The sequence below is a fragment of the Alloalcanivorax xenomutans genome (assembly GCF_032810065.1).
GTDB classification, from domain to species: Bacteria; Pseudomonadota; Gammaproteobacteria; order Pseudomonadales; family Alcanivoracaceae; genus Alloalcanivorax; species Alloalcanivorax xenomutans.
In genome coordinates, this window is sequence record NZ_CP136538.1 from 1,479,518 (window position 1) to 1,498,278 (window position 18,761).

Sequence of the window (18,761 nt, forward strand, 5' to 3'; positions counted from 1 at the left end):
CGCACTTTTACGTCCGGGATCGGGTCTTTGGACGCCATTGGGAAATTGCGGGAGTTCAGGAATGAAATTACGTTGTGCCTTGACCGGGGTGGTACTCGGCTTGGGGGCGGGATCGGTTTTCGCCGATGACACCGTCAACCAGATCGAACGGGTCACGGTGACCGCCGCGGGACGCATCCAGCAGTTGGAAGATGCGCCGGCTTCGATCAGCGTTATTGATCGCGAACAATTGGAACAACGCTTCTACAAGGACGCCACCGATGCGCTGCGGGATATCCCTGGTGTCATCGTTACCGGCGGCGGTTCCGGCGACAACGGCAACGACATCGTCATGCGCGGGATGCCGGCTCAATACACGCTGATCCTGGTGGACGGCAAACCGGTGTCCTCCCGGGAAAGCCGCCCCAACGGCAGCGCCGGTTTCGAACAGGACTGGCTGCCGCCGCTGCAGGCCATCGAGCGTATCGAAGTCGTGCGCGGTCCCATGTCCACGCTGTACGGCTCCGACGCCATTGGCGGCGTGATCAATATCATCACCCGCAAGGTCGCCGAGGAGTGGGGCGGCGGCATGCAGCTGGATGCCATTATTCAGGACGACTCCCGTTCCGGCGATCAGCAACAGGCGAACTTCTTTCTCAATGGCCCGCTGAAAAAAGACCTGTTGGGTTTGCAGCTTTCAGGCAAGTTCAGCAATCGTGATGAAGACCGCTTCGCTTATGGTTTCGAGGATAAAAGTCTGCGCAGTCTCAACGCCAAGCTGGCGTTCACGCCCACCGCTGATCACGACTTCACCCTGGAAGCCGGCGAAACCCGTCAGCGTCGGCGGGGACACGTGGGTGAGAGCGTGGACCCGGACGGTTGCCGTGGCCCCTGTACCGATAACGACGATGAGTTCCGCCGTGAAGTGCTGGCGCTGACCCATACCGGCCGTTGGGCCATCGGCACTTCCGACAGCTATGTACAGCGGGAAGAAAGCGAAAACGAAAGCCGCGAGATGACCATCACCAACACCACCGCCAAGAGCAGCCTGATGGTGCCGCTGGGGGATCATATGCTGACCCTGGGCGCGGACTTCGAAAAGGAAGAGCTGTCCGACAAGACGTCGAACCGCATCTCCGACCTTACCCGGGTGGACAGTTCCAAATGGGCGATGTTCGTGGAAGACGAATGGATGCTGCCGTACAACGTGAGCCTCACCGGCGGTGTGCGTTTGGACGACGACGAAAATTACGGCAGCCAGGTCAGTCCGCGACTCTATGCGGTATGGGGCTTCGCGCCGCGCTGGACCATCAAGGGGGGCGTTTCCACTGGTTACCGTTCGCCGAACCTGCGCGAAATCACCCCGGGGTGGGGACAGGTGAGCCGGGGCGGCAACATTTACGGTAACCCGGATCTGGAGCCGGAAACCTCGCTGAACAAGGAACTGGGCCTGTACTTCAATGCCGGCCGCGCTCTCACCGCAAGCCTTACCGTGTTCCATAACGACTTCGAGGACAAGATCACCCGGGTCACCTGCCCGGTGAGCATCTGTACCGATGGGGCCAACGACTGGGGCTCCGATCCGACTTACCGCATCAACGTGGACGAGGCGGTGACCAAAGGGGTGGAAGCCACCCTGGCCACCACCCTGTGGCGCCAACTGGATCTGACCTTCAGCTACACCTACACCGATTCCGAGCAGAAGTCCGGCGAATACAAAGGGCAGCCGCTGACCCAGATTCCGGAGCACCTGGCGTCCCTGCGGGCGGACTGGCGGGCCACCGATCGGGTATCGCCCTGGGCGTCGGTGCATTATCGTGGCAAGGAGAGTCAGCCGGTGAGCACGCCTTCAGGCAGCGACATTATCGCGCCGTCGAATACGCTGGTGGACGCCGGTGTTGCCTTCCAGCTGTCACCGCAAACCACGTTGAATGCGGGTATCTATAATCTGGCCGACAAAGACATCACCTACGATGAATACGGCTACGTGGAAGACGGCCGCCGCTACTGGCTGGGCATGAGAGTGACGTTCTGACCTAAGGCGCACGTCTGAAGGTGGAACCAAAAACAAAAGGACCGGCATTCGCCGGTCCTTTTGGGTTATGGACGTTGCGTTCCGGGCAGAGCCGTTACTGGGACTCGATGCGCTGGCGCAATTCGTTGTCGTACTGGGCCAGTTGCGCGATCTGGTTGTACTGCTGCACATCCATGCCGCTGTCTTGTACCGCCTGTACCATCTCCTGTTGCGCCTCCTGCTGTATTTCCATGGCTTTCTGCGGATCCTGGGCACTTTCCTGCAGCTTGCCCTGGTACTCCTGCTTGATGTCGTTCACCTTGCCCTGGGCCTCGGCGAAGCGTTGCACATCCTGATCGGAAATGTCGGCGCTTTGTGGCATGGCGCCTTGCTGTTGCGGAGCCTGCTGCGCGGCTCCGGCCGGTGGCGCCGCCGGGTTTTCGGTGGTGTGCTGTTGCGCCAGCGCGAGGCTGCTGGCGCCTGTGGCCAGAACAAAGGTGGCCACTGCGACCATCGGGCCCTTGAACGAAGCTTTCATGGTGTTTCCTCCTGATTGCTTCCGTGACAACGGCATGCTTTCCAGGCATGCCACTGAAGAGTCCGACAGCGATCACAACGAAGGTTCGATGGACGTTTCCGGAATGTGACGGGCTTATCTTTTATATTTCAGTTAGGTATAAAAGTAGCACTATTTATTTCTTTATAATGTGTCCAGCCCCCTTATCATGGCCACTCCAGATACCTAAAGCGACTTGAGGTACAGCGACGTCATGGGCAATGCACAACTGATTACACGGGTAGGCGACAACAGCGCCGGTCTGTCCCGGGATACCCTTGCCGACCTGAACCGGATCTACCGTTCGCTGAGTTTCGCCGAGCGCATCCGCCGCGTGTATCAGGATTTCGCCCCGGACCGGATCATGGTGACGTCGTCCTTCGCCGCCACCTCCGCGTACTTTTTGCATATCATTTCCACCATCCGGCCGGAACAGAAGGTGCACTTCATCGATACCGGGTACCACTTCCAGGAGACCCTGGATTACAAGGATTACCTGATCAAGCGCTTTGATCTGGATGTCATCGACGTGACCCCGGATCCGCAGCATCACGAAGTGTCCCAGCAGGAGCGCATGTGGGAAACCGACCCGGACCTGTGCTGCCAGGTGAACAAGGTGGCACCGCTGGAAGAGGCCAAGGAGAACTACGACCTGTGGATTTCCAGCCTGATGTCCTGGCAGACCGAGCACCGCGCCGGCCTTGAGATCTTCGAGGAGCGTCGCGGCATGATCAAATTCAACCCGATGATCGACGTGACCCGGGAAGAGCGTGACGCCTACATCGCCGAACACGACCTGCCGTTCCACCCGCTGGTCAAGGAAGGGTACCACTCCATCGGCTGCAGCCACTGCACCTGGAAAGGCGAGGGCCGTGAAGGCCGCTGGCAGGGCAAAGCCAAAACCGAGTGCGGCATCCACTTGTAACCGGCCGCGCCGCCGCACTGGCGGCCTGGTAAAAGCGTCGCTAAAGTAACGGCATTCTCGGATGCCGTTACTTTTTTTGCCATGCTCCCCGCGGAATTTGTTCAACGTTTTGACCAGCTCTGTCCCTCCCATCTCAAGGCCGCGGCCTGGGATTCCTTCGAACAGCCCAAGTGGACCAGCTTTCGCGTCAACCGTCTCAAGGCGGATGAAGACAGCGTGTGCCGGGACTTGCGCACCGCCGGTCTGCAACTGGATGCGGTGGATTGGGCCCGTGATGAAGGGATCGCCGCCTGGCAAGTGCCGCCGGAACAACGCGAGGCGCTGACCCACAGCGCGCCGGCGGAAAGCGGTGACATCTACATCCAGAGTCAGTCCAGTATGCTGGCGCCGCTGTTGTTGGCGCCGAGGCCCTGTGAGCGGGTGCTGGACCTGGCCGCCGCCCCGGGCGGCAAGACCGTGCTGCTGGCGGAACTGATGGAAAACGAAGGGGCGATCAGCGCGGTGGAGCCGGTCAAGGGCCGCTTCTTCCGGCTCAAGGCCAACCTGGAGCGGGCCGGTGTCAGCAACACCCGCGCCTACCTCAAGGACGGCCGGGCGGTGGGCTCCCTCAAGCCGGCTACCTTTGACCGCGTGTTGCTGGACGCGCCCTGTTCCTCGGAGAGCAGGTTTCGGGCGGATGATCCGGCTTCCTATCGGCACTGGACACCGCGTAAGGTGAGCGAGTGCGCCCGCAAACAGAAGCGCCTGATCCTCAGCGCTTTTGACGCGCTCAAGGCCGGTGGCAGTCTGCTTTATTGCACCTGCTCCTACGCCCCGGAGGAGAACGAAATGGTGGTGGCGCACCTGCTGCGTAAGCGGGAGGGGGCGCGAGTGCGGCCGCTAAACCTGGCGCTGGACAATCTCACCCCGGGGCTGACCCGGGACAGCAAGCAACGGCCCTTGCCCGACGCTTGTGCCGATACCCTGAGAGTGTGGCCCAACAGCCGCATGGACGGCTTCTTTCTCGCCCTGGTGGACAAAGGCTGAACGGCGGCGGTTACCCTGTTTTACGGTTGCAGCCGCCATTTTCGGGCAACTTGTTCCTTCCCCACGGGTCTATGCCTGAGTGGTTGTACCAGGACGAACGGAAAAGGATGACGATGAGACGCATTATTAAGCCCTTGTTGGCGTTGTTGTTGCTGGCGGGGCTGGTGGCGGTGTTTCTGTGGCGCAATGCCAGCACCCCCGAACCGGTGGACGGCCTGGCGGTGGCCGTCGACCAGGATGGCGACACCGAGGTGATGCGGGTAATTCTGCATGACGCCGATCAGCGGGTCCGCTGGCAGGGCAAGGGCGATGACTATCTGGTGGACGTGCGTCGTGATGGCGGCGACGTTTACCACTTGATCGTGGTATTGGTGGACGAGCGCAAACGCTACCGGGTCAACTCCACCGTTCGTCTGGAGCCCGGCAGCCGCACCGTGGTGGCCAACTTTGGCCCGGAAACCCGGGTCAGCCAGGAAGGCAAGGTCCAGATCAGCGGCGGTCGCCGGATCATCGTCGAGCTGCGCTGATCCGGGCGGCATGGCGCCGCGACAATATGCCACATTTCCTTCTGCCCCCGTACCGCTAGGCTTGCGCGCCAAAGTGTCCGCGTTCGCCTGGAGGTTTTCTTGCCGCTGCCGTTCCCTGTCTCTCCACGTTCCATCTCTTCGCGTTACGCCCTGTCCGGTTGTTTGTTCTGTGCGGCCCTTTGGCCGGGAGCGGCCTGGCCACAGCCGGAGCCCCATGCATTGGAGTCGGTGGAAGTGGGCGCGAACATCGAGGCCCAGCCCCGGCCGACCACCACTGCCGGGCGGCTGGGCCTGGAACCCCGGGAGGTTCCGGCCACCGTCAACAGCGTGGGCCGCGAGGGCATCGAGCAACAAGGCCTGCGCAACCTGATCGAGCTGTACCGCAGCGCCCCCGGCGTCAGCGCCGGCAACATCCCCGGCTCGCCGGCCTCCGCGGTGATGCGGGGCCTCACCGACGTGGGTTACCTGTTCGATGGCGTGCGGGTGGCGGATCCGGGCATGGTGGCGCGCAACCTGGACACCTGGAATCTGGAGCGGGTGGAGATTCTCAAAGGACCCGCCTCGGTGCTGCACGGCACCGGCGCGCTCGCCGGCAGCATCAATCTGGTGCCGCGCAAGGCCAGCCTGTCGGAGGACAGCCGCGAAGGCATGATTTCCTACGGCAGCAATGACACCGTGCGTCTCGGCATTGGCGGCAACAAAGTAGTGAGCGACCGGCTGGCATTGCGTGCCGATCTCAGCCACGGCGAGAGCAACGGCTACATCGACGACACTTCGTCCCGCACCAACGCCCTGACCACCAGCCTGTTGTTCCAGGCCACCGAACGGCTCACCCTCAGCGCCGCCTTCGATGTCTACCAGGACCGTTACACCACCCCTTATCAGGGTGCGCCGTTGCTGCCGGCCTCGGTGGCACGGGATCCCAGTGACGTGGTGTCCGGCGGTGATCTGGTGCTGGACGAATCAATCCGCGACAACAACTACAACGTCCGTGACGGCGCCATGACCGCCGACAGCCAGTGGCTGCGCACCAAGGTGGGCTATGAACTGACGCCCGACTGGCGGCTGGTCAACGAACTGGGCCTGTACAACGCCAACCGCGACTGGGCCAATTCCGAGGATTTCACCTATAACGCTGATCCAAACAGTGGCACGGGCTTACTGGAACGCGGCACCACCCGCATCAACCACCATCACCGCTTCGCCTCCGAACGGGCCTACGCCGCCTATGACGGTTACTGGGGCGAGCGCCGCCATCGCTTCACCGCCGGCGTGGAATACCAGTACACCGACTTCGACACCCGCCGCCGCTTCGGCACCACCACGGCGGTGGACCCGTTCAACCCGGACCGGGGCTATCTGCCGCCCAACTCGCCGGCGAACTACACCTCTTCCCGGGTTGACTACGACAGCACTGTCTCCGGCCGCGCTCTGTTTGTGGAGGACGCCCTCAACCTGACGCCGCGCTGGCTGATGGTGGCGGGGCTGCGTTACGAGTATCTGGATCTGGACCGGGGCATCGACGATCTCGACGCCGGCAGCCGAGAGACTTTCGGCCAGACCTTCGAGGATCTGTCCTGGCGGCTTGGCACCGTCTATGACCTGACCAACACCACTCAGGTGTTCCTGCAGTACAACCGGGCTTCGGCTCCGGTGGGCGGGCTGTTGCTGAGCAACGCCACCAATGCCCGTTTCGATCTGACCACCGGCCACTCCATGGAAGCCGGGGTCCGCGGCCAGTTGTGGGATAACCGTTTGACGCTGATGACCTCGGTGTACCGCATTCGTCAGGACGACATCATCACCCGTGACCCCAACAATGCCGGCCTCTCGATCCAGGGCGGCAGCCTGGAATCCAAGGGCGTGGAAGTGGATCTGACCCTGCGCCCGCACCCGCGCTGGTGGCTGAACCTGAACGGTGCCTTCAACGACGCCGAGTACACCCGCATGACCAGCAGCAGCGGCGCCGACCAATCCGGCAACCGGCTCACCAACGTGCCGGAGAAAACCTGGAATCTGAGCAGCGCCTACACCTTCGCTCCGTTGCCGGTCACCGTCGGCGGCGCGGTACGCTACACCGGCGACTTCTTCACCGGCACCGCCAACCAATACCGGGTGGCCAGCCGCACTTTGCTGGACGCCTGGGTCGGCTACCCGCTGGCCGGCGGCACCCTGACCCTGCGCGGGCGCAACCTCACCGACGAGTTCTACGCCGAATGGTCCGGCTACAGCCCCACCCAGGTGTATGTCGGTGAACCGCGCACCGTGGAACTGGGCTGGACCGGCCGCTTCTGATGGCGCGTAACGGGTACGCCACGGTGTGGCGCTGGCACTTCTACGCGGGGCTGTTCACGGCCCCGTTTCTGCTGATCCTGGCGATCACCGGCGCCCTTTATCTGTTCAACGATGAACTCAACGACCTGATTTATCCGCAACTGCGTTTCGCCCCCAGCGGCGACGCCGTGCTGCCCGCCGGCGATCTGGTGGCGGCGGTGCGCGAGGCTTATCCGCGTGACACCGTCACCCGTATCGACATGCCGGTGAACCCCGGCCGCACCGCCATGGTGTTCGTGACGCCGGAGCAGGGCGAGTCGCTGCGTGTGTTCGTCGATCCGGGGGACGGGACGATTCTGGGTGACGTCATTTATGCCCACACTTTGGTGGGCTTCGCCGATGTCATGCACGGCTCGCTGCTGCTGGGACGCGGCGGCGACGCACTGGTGGAACTGGCCGCCAGCTGGGCGCTGGTACTGGTGATCACCGGGCTGCATCTGTGGTGGCCGCGCGGACGCCGGAGCAGGGCGTTTACGTTTGGCCGGCGCACCCGGGGCCGCAAACGCTGGCGGGAAATTCACCGGCTGGTGGGCGTGTACACGGCGGTGATGATCGTGTTCCTGATCATCACCGGTCTGCCCTGGGCGTCGTTCTGGGGCGACCGCGTGTTGAGCCCGGTGAGCAACGCCCTGGGGCTGGGTTACCCGCCGCAGCTGCGCCATCACGGCGGCGGCGAAGCATCCGCCGAGCCTGTTAAAACCATGGTGGATACGCTGGGTAACGCGCCCTGGGCGCTGCAACAAGCGCCGCTGCCGCATGTCCACCATCATCACGGCGAGCACGGTGGTGAGCTGGATACTTCGACGGCGGCGATCAACCGTGTCCATGACATTCTTGCCGGGCAGGGGTTGCCTTACGGCTATCGGCTGTCGATTCCCGCTGACGCGGGGGATCCCTACAGCGCCTATACCTACCCGGACCGCCCCCAGGGCCAGCGTACCCTGCACGTGGACAGCGGCGGCCACCGGTTGCTGGTGAACGTGGGCTTCGACGATTACGGCGCCATCGCCAAGGCGGTGGAACTGGGCGTGGCGCTGCACATGGGCAACTACTTCGGCCGCGCCAATCAGATCGTCATGTTGCTCACCTGCGTCGCCATTGTCGCGCTGGTGATCACCGGCGTGGTGATGTGGTGGCGCCGGCGGCCGGCCGGTGGCCTCGGCGCGCCGGACTCGCCGCCGATCCGCAAACGCTATTGGCTGGCAATCACACTGACGCTGCTGGCGCTGTTGCCGCTGGCGGGACTCAGCCTGTTGCTGGTGCTGGCATTGGAGAAAGGGATGATGGCGCGGCGCCGGTCAGTGGCCGGCTAACCGGTCCTCCTTGCGGACATGGACCAGCAGGGCGTCGAAAGCGACCTTGAGCGCCTTGAAGTCCCGATAGTCCGTCACCGGCTGATGCGAAAACCAGTGCGCCTCCTGCCGCTCCCATAGGCGGCTGTCCGGCCAGACACGAAGTTCGCAGGCATCGCCGATCACCACCAGATAGAAATCGCGCTGCCCGTCGGTGAAGGATATGTGTCGTGGAATGTAGGCCTCCACATCGCAGGGCAGGGTGTAATGCAATGCCTCGCTACGCCACATGATGTTGCCCATGGGCGCCTTCACCGAGCAGCCGAAGGAGTTGTGGTGGTTGTGGAGCACGCGGTTGATGTCGTCCAGGGGAAACGCTTCCCTGATCCTGGCCTGCCGTGGCCGTTCCAGCAGCCGGTCGATCCAGTCCTGTTTTTCTCCGTTCCCGGACAAGCCGCCGCAAAGGCGCTCCTCGCGGTAGTAGATGTTCATCGTGGCTGCCCTGAAGGTGTGACCCGAACCGGGCACTGTGCCATAATCGCCGCCTCTTTTCCCGCTATCGCCTTGTACATTCAGTCCACCCATTCGCTCTTCGATCCGGAATCCGACCTTGCTGACCACCGCCAATATCACCATGCAGTTTGGTGCCAAACCGCTGTTTGAGAACGTCTCCGTCAAATTTGGTGACGGCAACCGCTATGGACTGATCGGCGCCAACGGCTCCGGCAAGTCCACCTTCATGAAGATCCTCGGCCGCGATCTGGAGCCGTCCGCGGGCAACGTGTCCAAGGACCCCAACGAGCGCATCGGTAAGCTGCGCCAGGATCAGTTCGCCTACGAGCAGTACTCGGTGGTGGACACGGTGATCATGGGCCACGAGGAACTGTGGAAGGTCAAGGAGGAGCGCGACGCCATCTACTCGAAAGACGAGATGAGCGAAGAGGACGGCATCCGCGCCGGTGAACTGGAAGCGGAATTCGCCGAGCTGGACGGCTACACCGCCGAGTCCCGCGCCGGCGATCTGCTGCTCGGTGTCGGTATTCCGGTGGAGCAGCATTTCGGCCCCATGAGCGAAGTGGCGCCGGGCTGGAAACTGCGGGTGCTGCTGGCCCAGGTACTGTTCTCCGACCCGGACATCATGTTGCTGGACGAGCCCACCAACAACCTGGACATCAACACCATCCGCTGGCTGGAAGACGTGCTCAACCAGCGCCAGTGCACCATGATCATCATTTCCCACGACCGCCACTTCCTCAACAGCGTGTGCACGCACATGGCGGACCTGGACTACGGTGAGCTGCGCGTCTACCCGGGCAACTACGACGAGTATATGACCGCCGCCACCCAGGCGCTGGAACGCAAGCGCGCGGACAACGCCAAGAAGAAGGCGCAGATCGCCGACCTGCAGCAGTTCGTCAGCCGCTTCTCCGCCAACGCCTCCAAATCCAAGCAGGCGACCTCGCGGGCCAAACAGATCGACAAGATCAAACTGGAGGAGATCAAACCCTCCAGCCGTCAGAACCCGTACATCGTGTTCGAGCAGGAGAAAAAGCTGTTCCGCAACGCGCTGGAAGTGAAGAGCCTGGCGAAAAGCTTCGACGAGGAATTGTTCTCCGGACTGGATCTGCGTGTGGAAGTGGGCGAACGCATCGCCATTATCGGCCCCAACGGCGTCGGTAAATCCACCTTGCTGCGCTGCCTGGTCGGCGACCTGGAACCCAGCGCCGGCGAAGTGAAATGGTCGGAAAACGCCACCCTGGGCTATTACGCCCAGGATCACGCCGCCGACTTCGAGGAAAAGCTGAACCTGTTCGACTGGATGGCCCAATGGGGCAAACCCAGCGACGACGAGCAGGTGATTCGCGGCACTCTGGGCCGGCTGCTGTTCTCCTCCAGCGAGATCAACAAAACCGTGGACGTAATTTCCGGTGGCGAGCAGGGCCGCATGCTGTTCGGCAAGATCATGCTGCAACGGCCCAACATCCTGGTGCTCGACGAACCCACCAACCACCTGGACATGGAATCCATCGAGTCGCTCAACCTGGCGCTGGAAAACTACCCCGGCACCTTGCTGTTCGTCAGCCACGACCGCGAGTTCGTCTCCTCCCTGGCCACCCGCATCATCGAACTGACGCCCACCGGCATCGTCGATTTCCACGGCAACTACGAGGACTACCTGCGCAGCCAGGGCGTGGTCTGATCCCTGAAAGGCAACCAGAACCCGGTTGTAGGAGCCAGCCCTGCTGGCGAATGAATTATCCCGCCAGTGTTCGGCGAAATTCGCCCGCAGGGCAGGCTCCTACAGTCCGGCTACATCAAACCACATCCACCAGCACCACCTCACTGTCCGCCTCGGCGCTGACCGTCAGCCGGGTTTCGTCGTCGATGGCGAGACCATCCCCGGCTTCCGCCAACACACCATTGACGCGCACCCGGCCCTTGGCCGGCACCAGATAGGCCTTGCGCCCCGGCGCCAGCTCGTAGACCGCCTCCTGACCGTCATTCAGCGTCGCCGCCTCCACCCGGGCGTCGGCCTGGATCGGCAGCGCTCCGTCTTCCGCCGGATCCCCGCTGGCCAGGGTCACGAACCCGCCGGCCCGGTCACCCTTGGGAAACGGCTTGCTGCCCCAGGTGGGCGGCAGGCCCGTGGCGTTCGGGATGATCCAGATCTGGAAGATGCGTGTCTCGGTCTCCTCCAGGTTGTACTCGCTGTGGGTGATCCCGGTGCCCGCGGACATCACCTGCACATCGCCGGCCTCGGTGCGGCCCTTGTTGCCCAGGCTGTCCTGGTGGGTGATCGCGCCTTCGCGGACGTAGGTAATGATCTCCATGTCCCGGTGAGAATGCGGCGGGAAACCGGTCTGCGGGGCGATGGTGTCATCGTTCCACACCCGCAGCTCGCCCCAGTGCAGACGCTCCGGATCATAGTAGTTGGCGAAGGAAAAGTGGTGCTTGGTATCCAGCCAGCCGTGCCGGGCACCGCCCAGTTCATTAAAGGGTCGCAGTCTGATCATAATGTCCTCCTTGGCAGGCATCGGTGCCTGACCGTTCGATGGCATCACTTTAGGATCGGTCAGACTGATAAAAAACAGAGAAAAGTGACGGCATTGAATCGGATTATTCGATGGTTTGCTCCGGCGTGCGGTCAGTGTCGAAATGGCCGGCCGGCAGCCGACTAACCGGCATTCAGAGATCAAAAAAGGAGAACACCCATGTCCGGCAACACTGTTCGTCTGCACCGCGTCCTGCGCGGCACCCCCGACCGCGTCTACCGCGCCTTCATCGACCCGGACGCCATGGTCAAATGGCTGCCGCCCCATGGCTTCACCGGCAAGGTTTACGACATGGACGCTCGCGAAGGCGGCGGCTACCGCATGACCTTCACCAACTTCACCACCGGCAAGAGCCACGCCTTTGGCGGCCGCTTCGTGGAACTCAAACCCAACGAGCTGATCCGCTACACCGACCAGTTCGAGGACCCCAACCTGCCCGGGCAAATGCAGGTCACCGTCACCCTCAAGCAAGTGCTGTGCGGCACCGAGGTGCACATCACCCAGGAAGGCGTCCCCGATGCCATCCCGCTGGAATTCTGCTACCAGGGCTGGCAGGAATCCCTGATCCAACTGGCGCAACTGGTGGACCCGGAAATCCCGGACGAGGGCTGAGTTGAGCAACCCGTCCGCTCGCTCCCCCTGTGGGAGCCAGCCTGCTGGCGAATTTCTTCTCCCGAGAGCCCTGATTCGCCAGCAGGGCTGGCTCCTACAGCTTCATACCAACCAGCCCCGCCGTAACTCAGCCCCGAACACCCCAATGCCTGCCCTCCCACTGGATGTGGTAGCGTTTGTGACGCGCCCGCTCACAGGAGACGCCACATGCTCGACGCACAACACCCGCCCAGCTGGAAAGAATGGCTGCAGGCCTTCATTGGCGGCTTCATTGCCACCTTGTTGTTCCATCAGGGCATCGTCGCCCTGTTCTGGTTGGCCGGCCTGATTCCGGCGGCGCCCTGGAACATGAGCCCGGTGCCGCCGTTCGGCATTCCCAAAGTCCTGTCCCTGGCATTCTGGGGTGGTGTTTGGGGGCCTCCGATATGGTGGCTGATCCGCCGCTGGCGGGGCCTGCGTCATTGGCTTGGCGCCCTGATCGCCGGCGCCATCGGCCCCACCCTGGTGGCCATGTTGGTGGTGTTTCCCCTGAAAGGCCTGGACGTCAACGCCAACACGGTGGTGGGCGGCCTGATCGTCAACGGCGCCTGGGGATTGGGGCTGGCGGTGTGGATGCGGCTTGTGTTCACTCGAAAGGTGGTTTGAGAAAGAGGATTTTTGCGGCGAAAAACGCCGCAAATTATTTGATTTTCAAACTGAAAGGGCCCCTCCCAGAAATAGGGCATTAAGATTCCCACTTTGGGGGTGATCGCCCCCAAAATGGGGCTTGAAGGTAGGGAAGGGCTCCGGCACCAGACGATACCTACACACCGCCCATGCCGGACATGATCAAGGAATGACCCAAACAGCCGCTTGCATTTATTTTCGCCGCCGGTAAATTCGGACTTAGATCACAAAAAAGACGCCGCATCAGCGGCGTCCTGGAAGGAGACCGCCTAGGAAGGCGGCCGCCAGAAACCGCCGTCCCGAAGAGGCACGGCGTAAAACCAAAAAGTGGGGGAAGGGATGTCTTCCTATTGCTTTATCCCGGGGCCTTTTGGGGGGCTTCGAAGTATTACTGACTATGCAGGCGCTAACGTCCAGAGAATGGGCTGTGCCGCTGTATTTAGACCGAATTACTCAGGCCCCCTCAAAGTCCTCAATTACGCCTACGACTTTGCCAAAGACTTCCTGCAAGCCCAAGACGCCGACGACCACACCTCCCTGATCGCCCCAGACGTAGCTGGCGCCAGCGGGCCAGAACCGCAGTCTCGCAAGTTCGACACCTTTAACGACGAAGCCCACTACATCGCCCGCTGCATTCGCAAATGGCACCAGAACGGCCAGCTCCTCAACACCATTACCGTAATCTACGGCCACCACTGGCAGGCCGAAACTCTACAACGGGCCCTTAAAGCCGTCGACATACCCAACGCCTGGCTGAAAAGTACCGCAGACAAAAAAGCCTACGACGCCAACGCCGAAAGCGTGGCACTACTAACCCGGCAAAGCAGCAAGGGGCTGGAATTCGACACCGTGGTTCTGGTGGGGCTGGGTGGGTTGAAGGATGACGAAGAGAACCTGGAGAACGAAGTGCGGCTGTTATACGTGGGGATGACACGGGCGCGGCAGCAGTTGTTGCTGACGGGGAATGGAGAGAATTGGTTTGTGGGGAGGTTTGGTCGATAAGGAAATTTTAGAATAAAAGAAGAAGAGTGGATTAATTTCATAACGATTCTTATTTTTTTATAAAGGCTTTGGCATGGTGAGAAAGAAAACATCTCTGGCTATAAAAAAGAATATGAAAATTGGAGATCTGGAGGCAGAAACAGATCGGGATCTGCTCGGTGCGTGTTTTATAGATAAAGGCGACCTTTCTCAACTGCTCAATGTTAAGGCGCCGGAGGCGATAATTTTGGGGCGGACTGGCTCCGGGAAGAGTGCCCTGATTTTGAAAGGTATTGCTGCTGTTAATAATTCTGTTTTTTTGGATCCAAGTGATATTTCTATAAGGTTTCTGGAGCACTCAGATATAATACAGTTTTTTGATGCGTTAGGTGTCAAGTTGGACCTGTTTTATCAAGTTCTTTGGCGTCATGTTTTGGTGGTTGAACTTTTAAGAATGAGATATGGTTTGAAGAGTGAGCATGATAATAAGAGCTTCCTTGAGAAATTTTATAGGTTGATGGCAAAGGATAAACTTAAAAAGAAGGCCCTAGAGTATTTTACAGAGTGGGGCGACCGTTTTTGGATTGATACAGATGAGCACCTTAGGGAAATTACCAGAAAACTTGAGCGAGATGTTCGGACAGAGATAGGAGCAGGATGGGGAACCATAGCACTTACAGGAAGTGGGGCGCTTAACCTGAGTGAATCAGATAAAGTTGAAGTATCACAGCGAGCAAGTCGGGTTGTTAGTGGGCTTCAGATTAAGAAGTTGAATGAAGTGCTTGATCTATTGTCCGAATATGCATTTGAAGATAGGCAAAAGAGATATTACGTTTTTATTGATAAATTAGATGTTGACTGGGCAGAAACTGATATTAGATGCAAATTTATAAGGGCTCTGATTGAGGAGGTGAAAACTTTTCGGCGCCTTGAAAATGTTAAGATTATTGCTGCTTTGCGGCACGATCTTTTGGATATGGTTTTCGATCGAACAAGAGGGTCTGGATTTCAAGAAGAGAAATACGAATCTTATCTGCTTCCTGTTGTTTGGAAAAGGGATGAGCTGGGGCGGGTAATTGATAAGAGAATTAATGAAATTTTTGTTCGTCAATACACTAAGCAGGGTGTTGGGTTTGATGATATTTTTCCGCCTCCAAAGAAAGGGGGTGGGCCAAAGTCTATTGACTATATTCTTGATCGCACCCTTCTTCGCCCCAGGGATGCACTTCAATTCGTAAATGAAATATTTAAAGTAGCCTCAGGAAGTGAAAAAATTTCATGGAGGGATATTTTTGCAGCTGAGTCGATTTATTCAAAGAAGAGACTTAACTCTTTGAAAGAAGAATGGGGCGATATCTATCCTGAGCTTCTCGAGACGATTGAAATTTTGAGAGGGCTAGATTATACGTTTACACGCGGCCAGATGACGGACGATAGAATTAATGATGTTTGCATATCGCTCTTTGAGGGAAATAGTCGTGACCCATGTGTAAGGGTTGTAAAAAAATATTTTGGCGATAGTGGTGGAAAAATAAAAAGCTCCGACATCGTTACTACGATGCTAATGTCCTTATATCATGTTGGCGCAATAGGAGTGAAAATAAGCTCGCTTGATACCTTCATCTGGTCCTACATTGATCAGCCTACAATATCGAGAAGCGAGATAAGAAGGAGTAATCATATTAAAATACACAAAATGCTTTGGCGCTCGCTTAATGTGGTTTTCTGATCTCCTTTCTAGGGTTTGGTTTAAGCTATTTTCTATAGTAAGGATTGGTCTTGACTTCAATATTCCTGTGAGCCGGGAATGCTGTGATCAGGTTGTTTAGGGGTGAAAGGTGTATTCAAGGTAATATGGCCAGTTTAAGGTATGGGCTAATTACAATGCGGGATATTTTGTTAATTTTGTATGGAGGATTTTCTTGTGAAAAAAATAAATTTTAGAATTTTTTTGTGGGTTTTCTGTGGTTTCTTGTTGGGATGTGGGGACTCTGTTGGTGTGGATTATGAAATCACTAAGGATGAAAAGTTTCGTGATATTAAAAGAACGGTAGAAATTTTGCTGTCAGAGCGTGTTGATGAAGAAGGTCTTGGAAAAATTGCAGAAGAGGTATACAGGAGTGGGTTTGACAGGACATTTATTGGTTATAGATTGGAGGGGGAAGGTAAAGGCTATTATTGGGCAACAACCAATTATGATCCTGATCTTAAAGTTTCTATCCTGGGTTCTAGTAAAGAAGACCATGAAAACATGATCTCCGTCGACCTGAAGATCGTTGGTGACTTGATTGGTCACTGGCTAATTGATTGGGGAGGTGAATATAAGGCTGCGATCTATGATAGAGGTGGGAAGATCTACATGAAAACCCTTTACTCCGATGGGAGTGGCCAGGAAAAAGAAATTTCAATGAGTAATGTGGAGGGGGTGACCAGGTATTACGATGAGGGTGGTAGGGAGCGTGGTGAGTTCTACATAATCGGTCCTGACGGCCATTTGCAATTCTGGAGTGGTAATGGGAATTATTATACGGCGCCGAAATATTAAATGCCGGCGCGTTGGGTGTGACATTCTAACTTATGCTCTGAAGTTATTTGGTTTTTCCTGCTCCCGCTGAGAAAATTTGAATTGATTGAATCAAAGCCCCAATGGGCAATTTCTCCGGGGTTTCTTCATATCACCAGCAATAAATGAAGTGGAGACTTAAACCCGCTCAATTACAGTAGCAATCCCCTGACCCAAGCCAATACTCATGGTCGCCAGACCGAGTTGACTGTCTTCCCATTCCATGATGTTGAGCAGGGTGTCTCTATTTGTAATCGGAGCGGGCACCGGAGCAGTCTAGGGCGATGGCGCCGCCGTTGAGTTCGATGTAGTCGATATCGTCGATGATCAGGCCGGCGCGGGCCTAACCGCGAGGGAAGCAGACTACTGCTCTGCTCAAAGTTGTCGCGTAACGTCCTGTCTGGCGTGAAGAATTCGAATGACTTGCAATTCTTGCTGGTGAATTCGATAGAAAATGATATGGCTGGTAACGGAAGCGCTGTATATGTCGGGGGATAGCTCAGGTCGTGCCTTGCCGGTCTTCGGTTGCCGAAGCAGTTGCCGGAGTTTGGCTTTGAGCGAGTTCATGTACTCGTCCGATCTGGTCAGGCCCCAATGGCGCGATCCGTATTAGTGGATGGAGCGCAAATCCTTGCGGGTGGCGGGCGAGAAGATCAGAGCAAGCGTCATCAGGTCTTGATGTCGTCAAACAGGCGGTCGAGTCCGGCATTGCTGTCAACGCGAATGGCTTGGTCCTGGTTCAATGGCAGGATGCCTTCTTGAAGCTGTTCGCGTAGCCGAGCCAGTTTGAGTTCGTTGATCCATTCCTTGTGGGTGTCCACGAACCGCAGGGCTTCCCGGACCACCTCACTGGCGTTGTTGTATAAGCCGCTGTCCACTTTGGCTTTGATGCGGGCTTCGAGTTCGGGGGTTAGTGAGACGTGCATGCCCACTCTCCTGAGGATGAGGGTTTGTTAGATACTAGTCCTGCTACATAGAGATTGAGATGAAAAAAGCCCCAACGGTAAACCCGCCGGGGCTTTTGAGCTCTTGGCAACGGTGTAAGAGAGGGCGTTAAACCCGCTCAATCACCGTAGCAATCCCCTGACCCAAGCCAATGCACATGGTCGCCAGGCCGAGTTGGCCGTCTTTCCATTCCATGACGTTGAGCAGGGTGCCGGTGATGCGGGCACCGGAGCAGCCCAGGGGGTGGCCCAGGGCGATGGCGCCGCCATTGAGGTTGACCTTCTCTTCGACTTTGTCGAGCAACTTCAGGTCCTTCAGTACCGGCAGGGATTGCGCGGCGAAGGCTTCGTTGAGTTCGACGTAGTCGATGTCGTCGATGGTCAGGCCGGCGCGGGCCAGGGCTTTCTGGGTGGCCGGTACCGGGCCGTAGCCCATGATGGCGGCGTCGCAGCCGGCCACGGCCATGCTGCGGATCTTGGCGCGCGGTTTCAGGCCCATGGCCTGGGCTTGTTCGGCGCTCATCACCAGCATGGCGGAGGCGCCGTCGGACAGCGCCGAGGAGGTGCCGGCGGTGACGGTGCCGCTGACCGGGTCGAACACCGGGCGCAGTTTGGCCATGTCCTCGATGCTGGCGTTGGGACGGATCACTTCGTCGATTTCGCACAGCACTTTGTGGCCGTCGGCGTCGTGGCCTTCGATCGGCACGATTTCGTTTTTCCAGCGGCCTTGTTCGGTGGCTTCCCAGGCTTTCTGGTGGGAGCGCACGCCGAACTCGTCCTGCTGTTCACGGGTGATGCCGTGCATGCGGCCGAGCATTTCCGCGGTCAGGCCCATCATGTTGGAGGCCTTGGCGGTGACCTTGGACAGTTCCGGGTTGAGGTCCACGCCGTGGTCCATGGCCACATGGCCCATGTGCTCCACGCCGCCGATCACGAACACCTCGCCGTTGCCGGTCTGGATCGCCTGGGCCGCGGAGTGCAGCGCCTGCATGGAGGAGCCGCACAGGCGGTTCACGGTTTGCGCCGCGGTGGTGCGGGGCAGGCCGGCCAGCATGGCGATGTTGCGGGCGATGTTCATGCCCTGTTCCTTGGTCTGGTTCACACAGCCCCAGATCACGTCCTCGGTTTTGCTCAGGTCCCAGCCCGGGTTACGGGCTTGCAGCGCTTCCACCAGCAGGGCGGACAGCTTTTCCGCGCGAACGTTGCGGTACTGGCCGTTTCTGCTTTTCCCCATGGGGGTACGGACAGCGTCAACAATGACTACGTCTTTCGGATTCAAACTCATAAAT

At 58.8% G+C, this 18,761-nt stretch carries 18 protein-coding genes and 1 pseudogene; 12 read left to right on the forward strand and 7 right to left on the reverse strand.

Annotation, left to right across the window (positions count from 1 at the left end):
- Nucleotides 1-61: 61 nt before the first annotated feature.
- Nucleotides 62-2,014: a ligand-gated channel protein gene (locus RYH70_RS06975; RefSeq protein ID WP_055100515.1), complete on the forward strand. Its 1,953-nt coding sequence runs from the start codon at nt 62-64 to the stop codon at nt 2,012-2,014.
- A gap of 94 nt (nt 2,015-2,108) precedes the next feature.
- Here the strand turns inward: RYH70_RS06975 and RYH70_RS06980 are convergent, their stop codons facing one another.
- Nucleotides 2,109-2,531: a DUF4168 domain-containing protein gene (locus tag RYH70_RS06980; RefSeq protein ID WP_022996698.1), complete on the reverse strand. Its 423-nt coding sequence runs from the start codon at nt 2,529-2,531 to the stop codon at nt 2,109-2,111.
- Nucleotides 2,532-2,763: 232 nt separating this feature from the next.
- Here RYH70_RS06980 and RYH70_RS06985 point away from each other — a divergent pair, with 232 nt between their 5' ends.
- The 5 genes from RYH70_RS06985 (at nt 2,764) to RYH70_RS07005 (ending at nt 8,674) form a co-directional block, all read left to right on the forward strand.
- Nucleotides 2,764-3,474 (forward strand): phosphoadenylyl-sulfate reductase, encoded by a 711-nt coding sequence (locus RYH70_RS06985; RefSeq protein WP_022996699.1) that lies wholly within the window; start codon nt 2,764-2,766, stop codon nt 3,472-3,474.
- A gap of 81 nt (nt 3,475-3,555) precedes the next feature.
- The gene (locus RYH70_RS06990; RefSeq protein WP_233918272.1) at nt 3,556-4,500 is read left to right on the forward strand and encodes an RsmB/NOP family class I SAM-dependent RNA methyltransferase; all 945 of its coding nucleotides are present in this window, start codon (nt 3,556-3,558) and stop codon (nt 4,498-4,500) included.
- Between the two features lie 113 nt (nt 4,501-4,613).
- Nucleotides 4,614-5,027, forward strand: coding sequence for a hypothetical protein (locus RYH70_RS06995; protein ID WP_022996701.1), 414 nt, complete (start codon nt 4,614-4,616; stop codon nt 5,025-5,027).
- 228 nt (nt 5,028-5,255) lie between these two features.
- Nucleotides 5,256-7,322, forward strand: coding sequence for a TonB-dependent receptor (locus tag RYH70_RS07000; RefSeq protein WP_317010164.1), 2,067 nt, complete (start codon nt 5,256-5,258; stop codon nt 7,320-7,322).
- On the forward strand, nt 7,322-8,674 hold the full coding sequence (locus RYH70_RS07005) for a PepSY-associated TM helix domain-containing protein (RefSeq protein ID WP_317009976.1): 1,353 nt from the start codon (nt 7,322-7,324) through the stop codon (nt 8,672-8,674). The genes RYH70_RS07000 and RYH70_RS07005 overlap by 1 nt, the downstream gene beginning before the upstream one ends.
- Here RYH70_RS07005 and RYH70_RS07010 read toward each other — a convergent pair.
- Nucleotides 8,660-9,145, reverse strand: coding sequence for a hypothetical protein (locus RYH70_RS07010; RefSeq protein WP_317009977.1), 486 nt, complete (start codon nt 9,143-9,145; stop codon nt 8,660-8,662). The genes RYH70_RS07005 and RYH70_RS07010 overlap by 15 nt on opposite strands.
- Nucleotides 9,146-9,263: 118 nt before the next feature.
- Between RYH70_RS07010 and RYH70_RS07015 the strand changes: the two genes are divergently transcribed.
- Nucleotides 9,264-10,853: an ABC-F family ATPase gene (locus RYH70_RS07015; RefSeq protein WP_026948980.1), complete on the forward strand. Its 1,590-nt coding sequence runs from the start codon at nt 9,264-9,266 to the stop codon at nt 10,851-10,853.
- A gap of 115 nt (nt 10,854-10,968) precedes the next feature.
- On the opposite strand, the gene RYH70_RS07020 is transcribed toward RYH70_RS07015, so the two are convergent.
- Complete coding sequence (locus RYH70_RS07020; RefSeq protein ID WP_317009978.1) at nt 10,969-11,667, reverse strand: pirin family protein; 699 nt, start codon at nt 11,665-11,667, stop codon at nt 10,969-10,971.
- Nucleotides 11,668-11,865: 198 nt separating this feature from the next.
- Between RYH70_RS07020 and RYH70_RS07025 the strand changes: the two genes are divergently transcribed.
- The 5 genes from RYH70_RS07025 (at nt 11,866) to RYH70_RS07045 (ending at nt 16,510) form a co-directional block, all read left to right on the forward strand.
- The gene (locus RYH70_RS07025) at nt 11,866-12,318 is read left to right on the forward strand and encodes an SRPBCC family protein (RefSeq protein WP_317009979.1); all 453 of its coding nucleotides are present in this window, start codon (nt 11,866-11,868) and stop codon (nt 12,316-12,318) included.
- Between the two features lie 207 nt (nt 12,319-12,525).
- Entirely contained in the window at nt 12,526-12,963 is a 438-nt protein-coding gene (locus RYH70_RS07030; protein ID WP_317009980.1) for a hypothetical protein, read from the forward strand.
- A gap of 360 nt (nt 12,964-13,323) precedes the next feature.
- Entirely contained in the window at nt 13,324-13,986 is a 663-nt protein-coding gene (locus RYH70_RS07035; protein WP_317009981.1) for a 3'-5' exonuclease, read from the forward strand.
- Nucleotides 13,987-14,059: 73 nt separating this feature from the next.
- Entirely contained in the window at nt 14,060-15,694 is a 1,635-nt protein-coding gene (locus tag RYH70_RS07040; protein WP_317009982.1) for a P-loop ATPase, Sll1717 family, read from the forward strand.
- A 195-nt stretch (nt 15,695-15,889) separates the two neighbouring features.
- Nucleotides 15,890-16,510, forward strand: coding sequence for a hypothetical protein (locus tag RYH70_RS07045; RefSeq protein ID WP_317009983.1), 621 nt, complete (start codon nt 15,890-15,892; stop codon nt 16,508-16,510).
- Between the two features lie 156 nt (nt 16,511-16,666).
- Here the strand turns inward: RYH70_RS07045 and fadA (RYH70_RS07050) are convergent.
- The 4 genes and pseudogenes from fadA (RYH70_RS07050) to fadA (RYH70_RS07060) form a co-directional block, all read right to left on the reverse strand.
- A pseudogene (fadA, locus tag RYH70_RS07050) lies at nt 16,667-16,868 on the reverse strand (acetyl-CoA C-acyltransferase); the annotation flags it as partial.
- Nucleotides 16,869-16,903: 35 nt separating this feature from the next.
- Complete coding sequence (locus tag RYH70_RS20905; protein WP_394356129.1) at nt 16,904-17,116, reverse strand: type II toxin-antitoxin system RelE/ParE family toxin; 213 nt, start codon at nt 17,114-17,116, stop codon at nt 16,904-16,906.
- An 80-nt stretch (nt 17,117-17,196) separates the two neighbouring features.
- The gene (locus RYH70_RS07055; protein ID WP_317009984.1) at nt 17,197-17,454 is read right to left on the reverse strand and encodes a type II toxin-antitoxin system ParD family antitoxin; all 258 of its coding nucleotides are present in this window, start codon (nt 17,452-17,454) and stop codon (nt 17,197-17,199) included.
- A gap of 127 nt (nt 17,455-17,581) precedes the next feature.
- Nucleotides 17,582-18,757, reverse strand: a complete 1,176-nt coding sequence (fadA, locus tag RYH70_RS07060; RefSeq protein ID WP_022996713.1) for an acetyl-CoA C-acyltransferase FadA — start codon at nt 18,755-18,757, stop codon at nt 17,582-17,584.
- Nucleotides 18,758-18,761 lie beyond the last annotated feature (4 nt).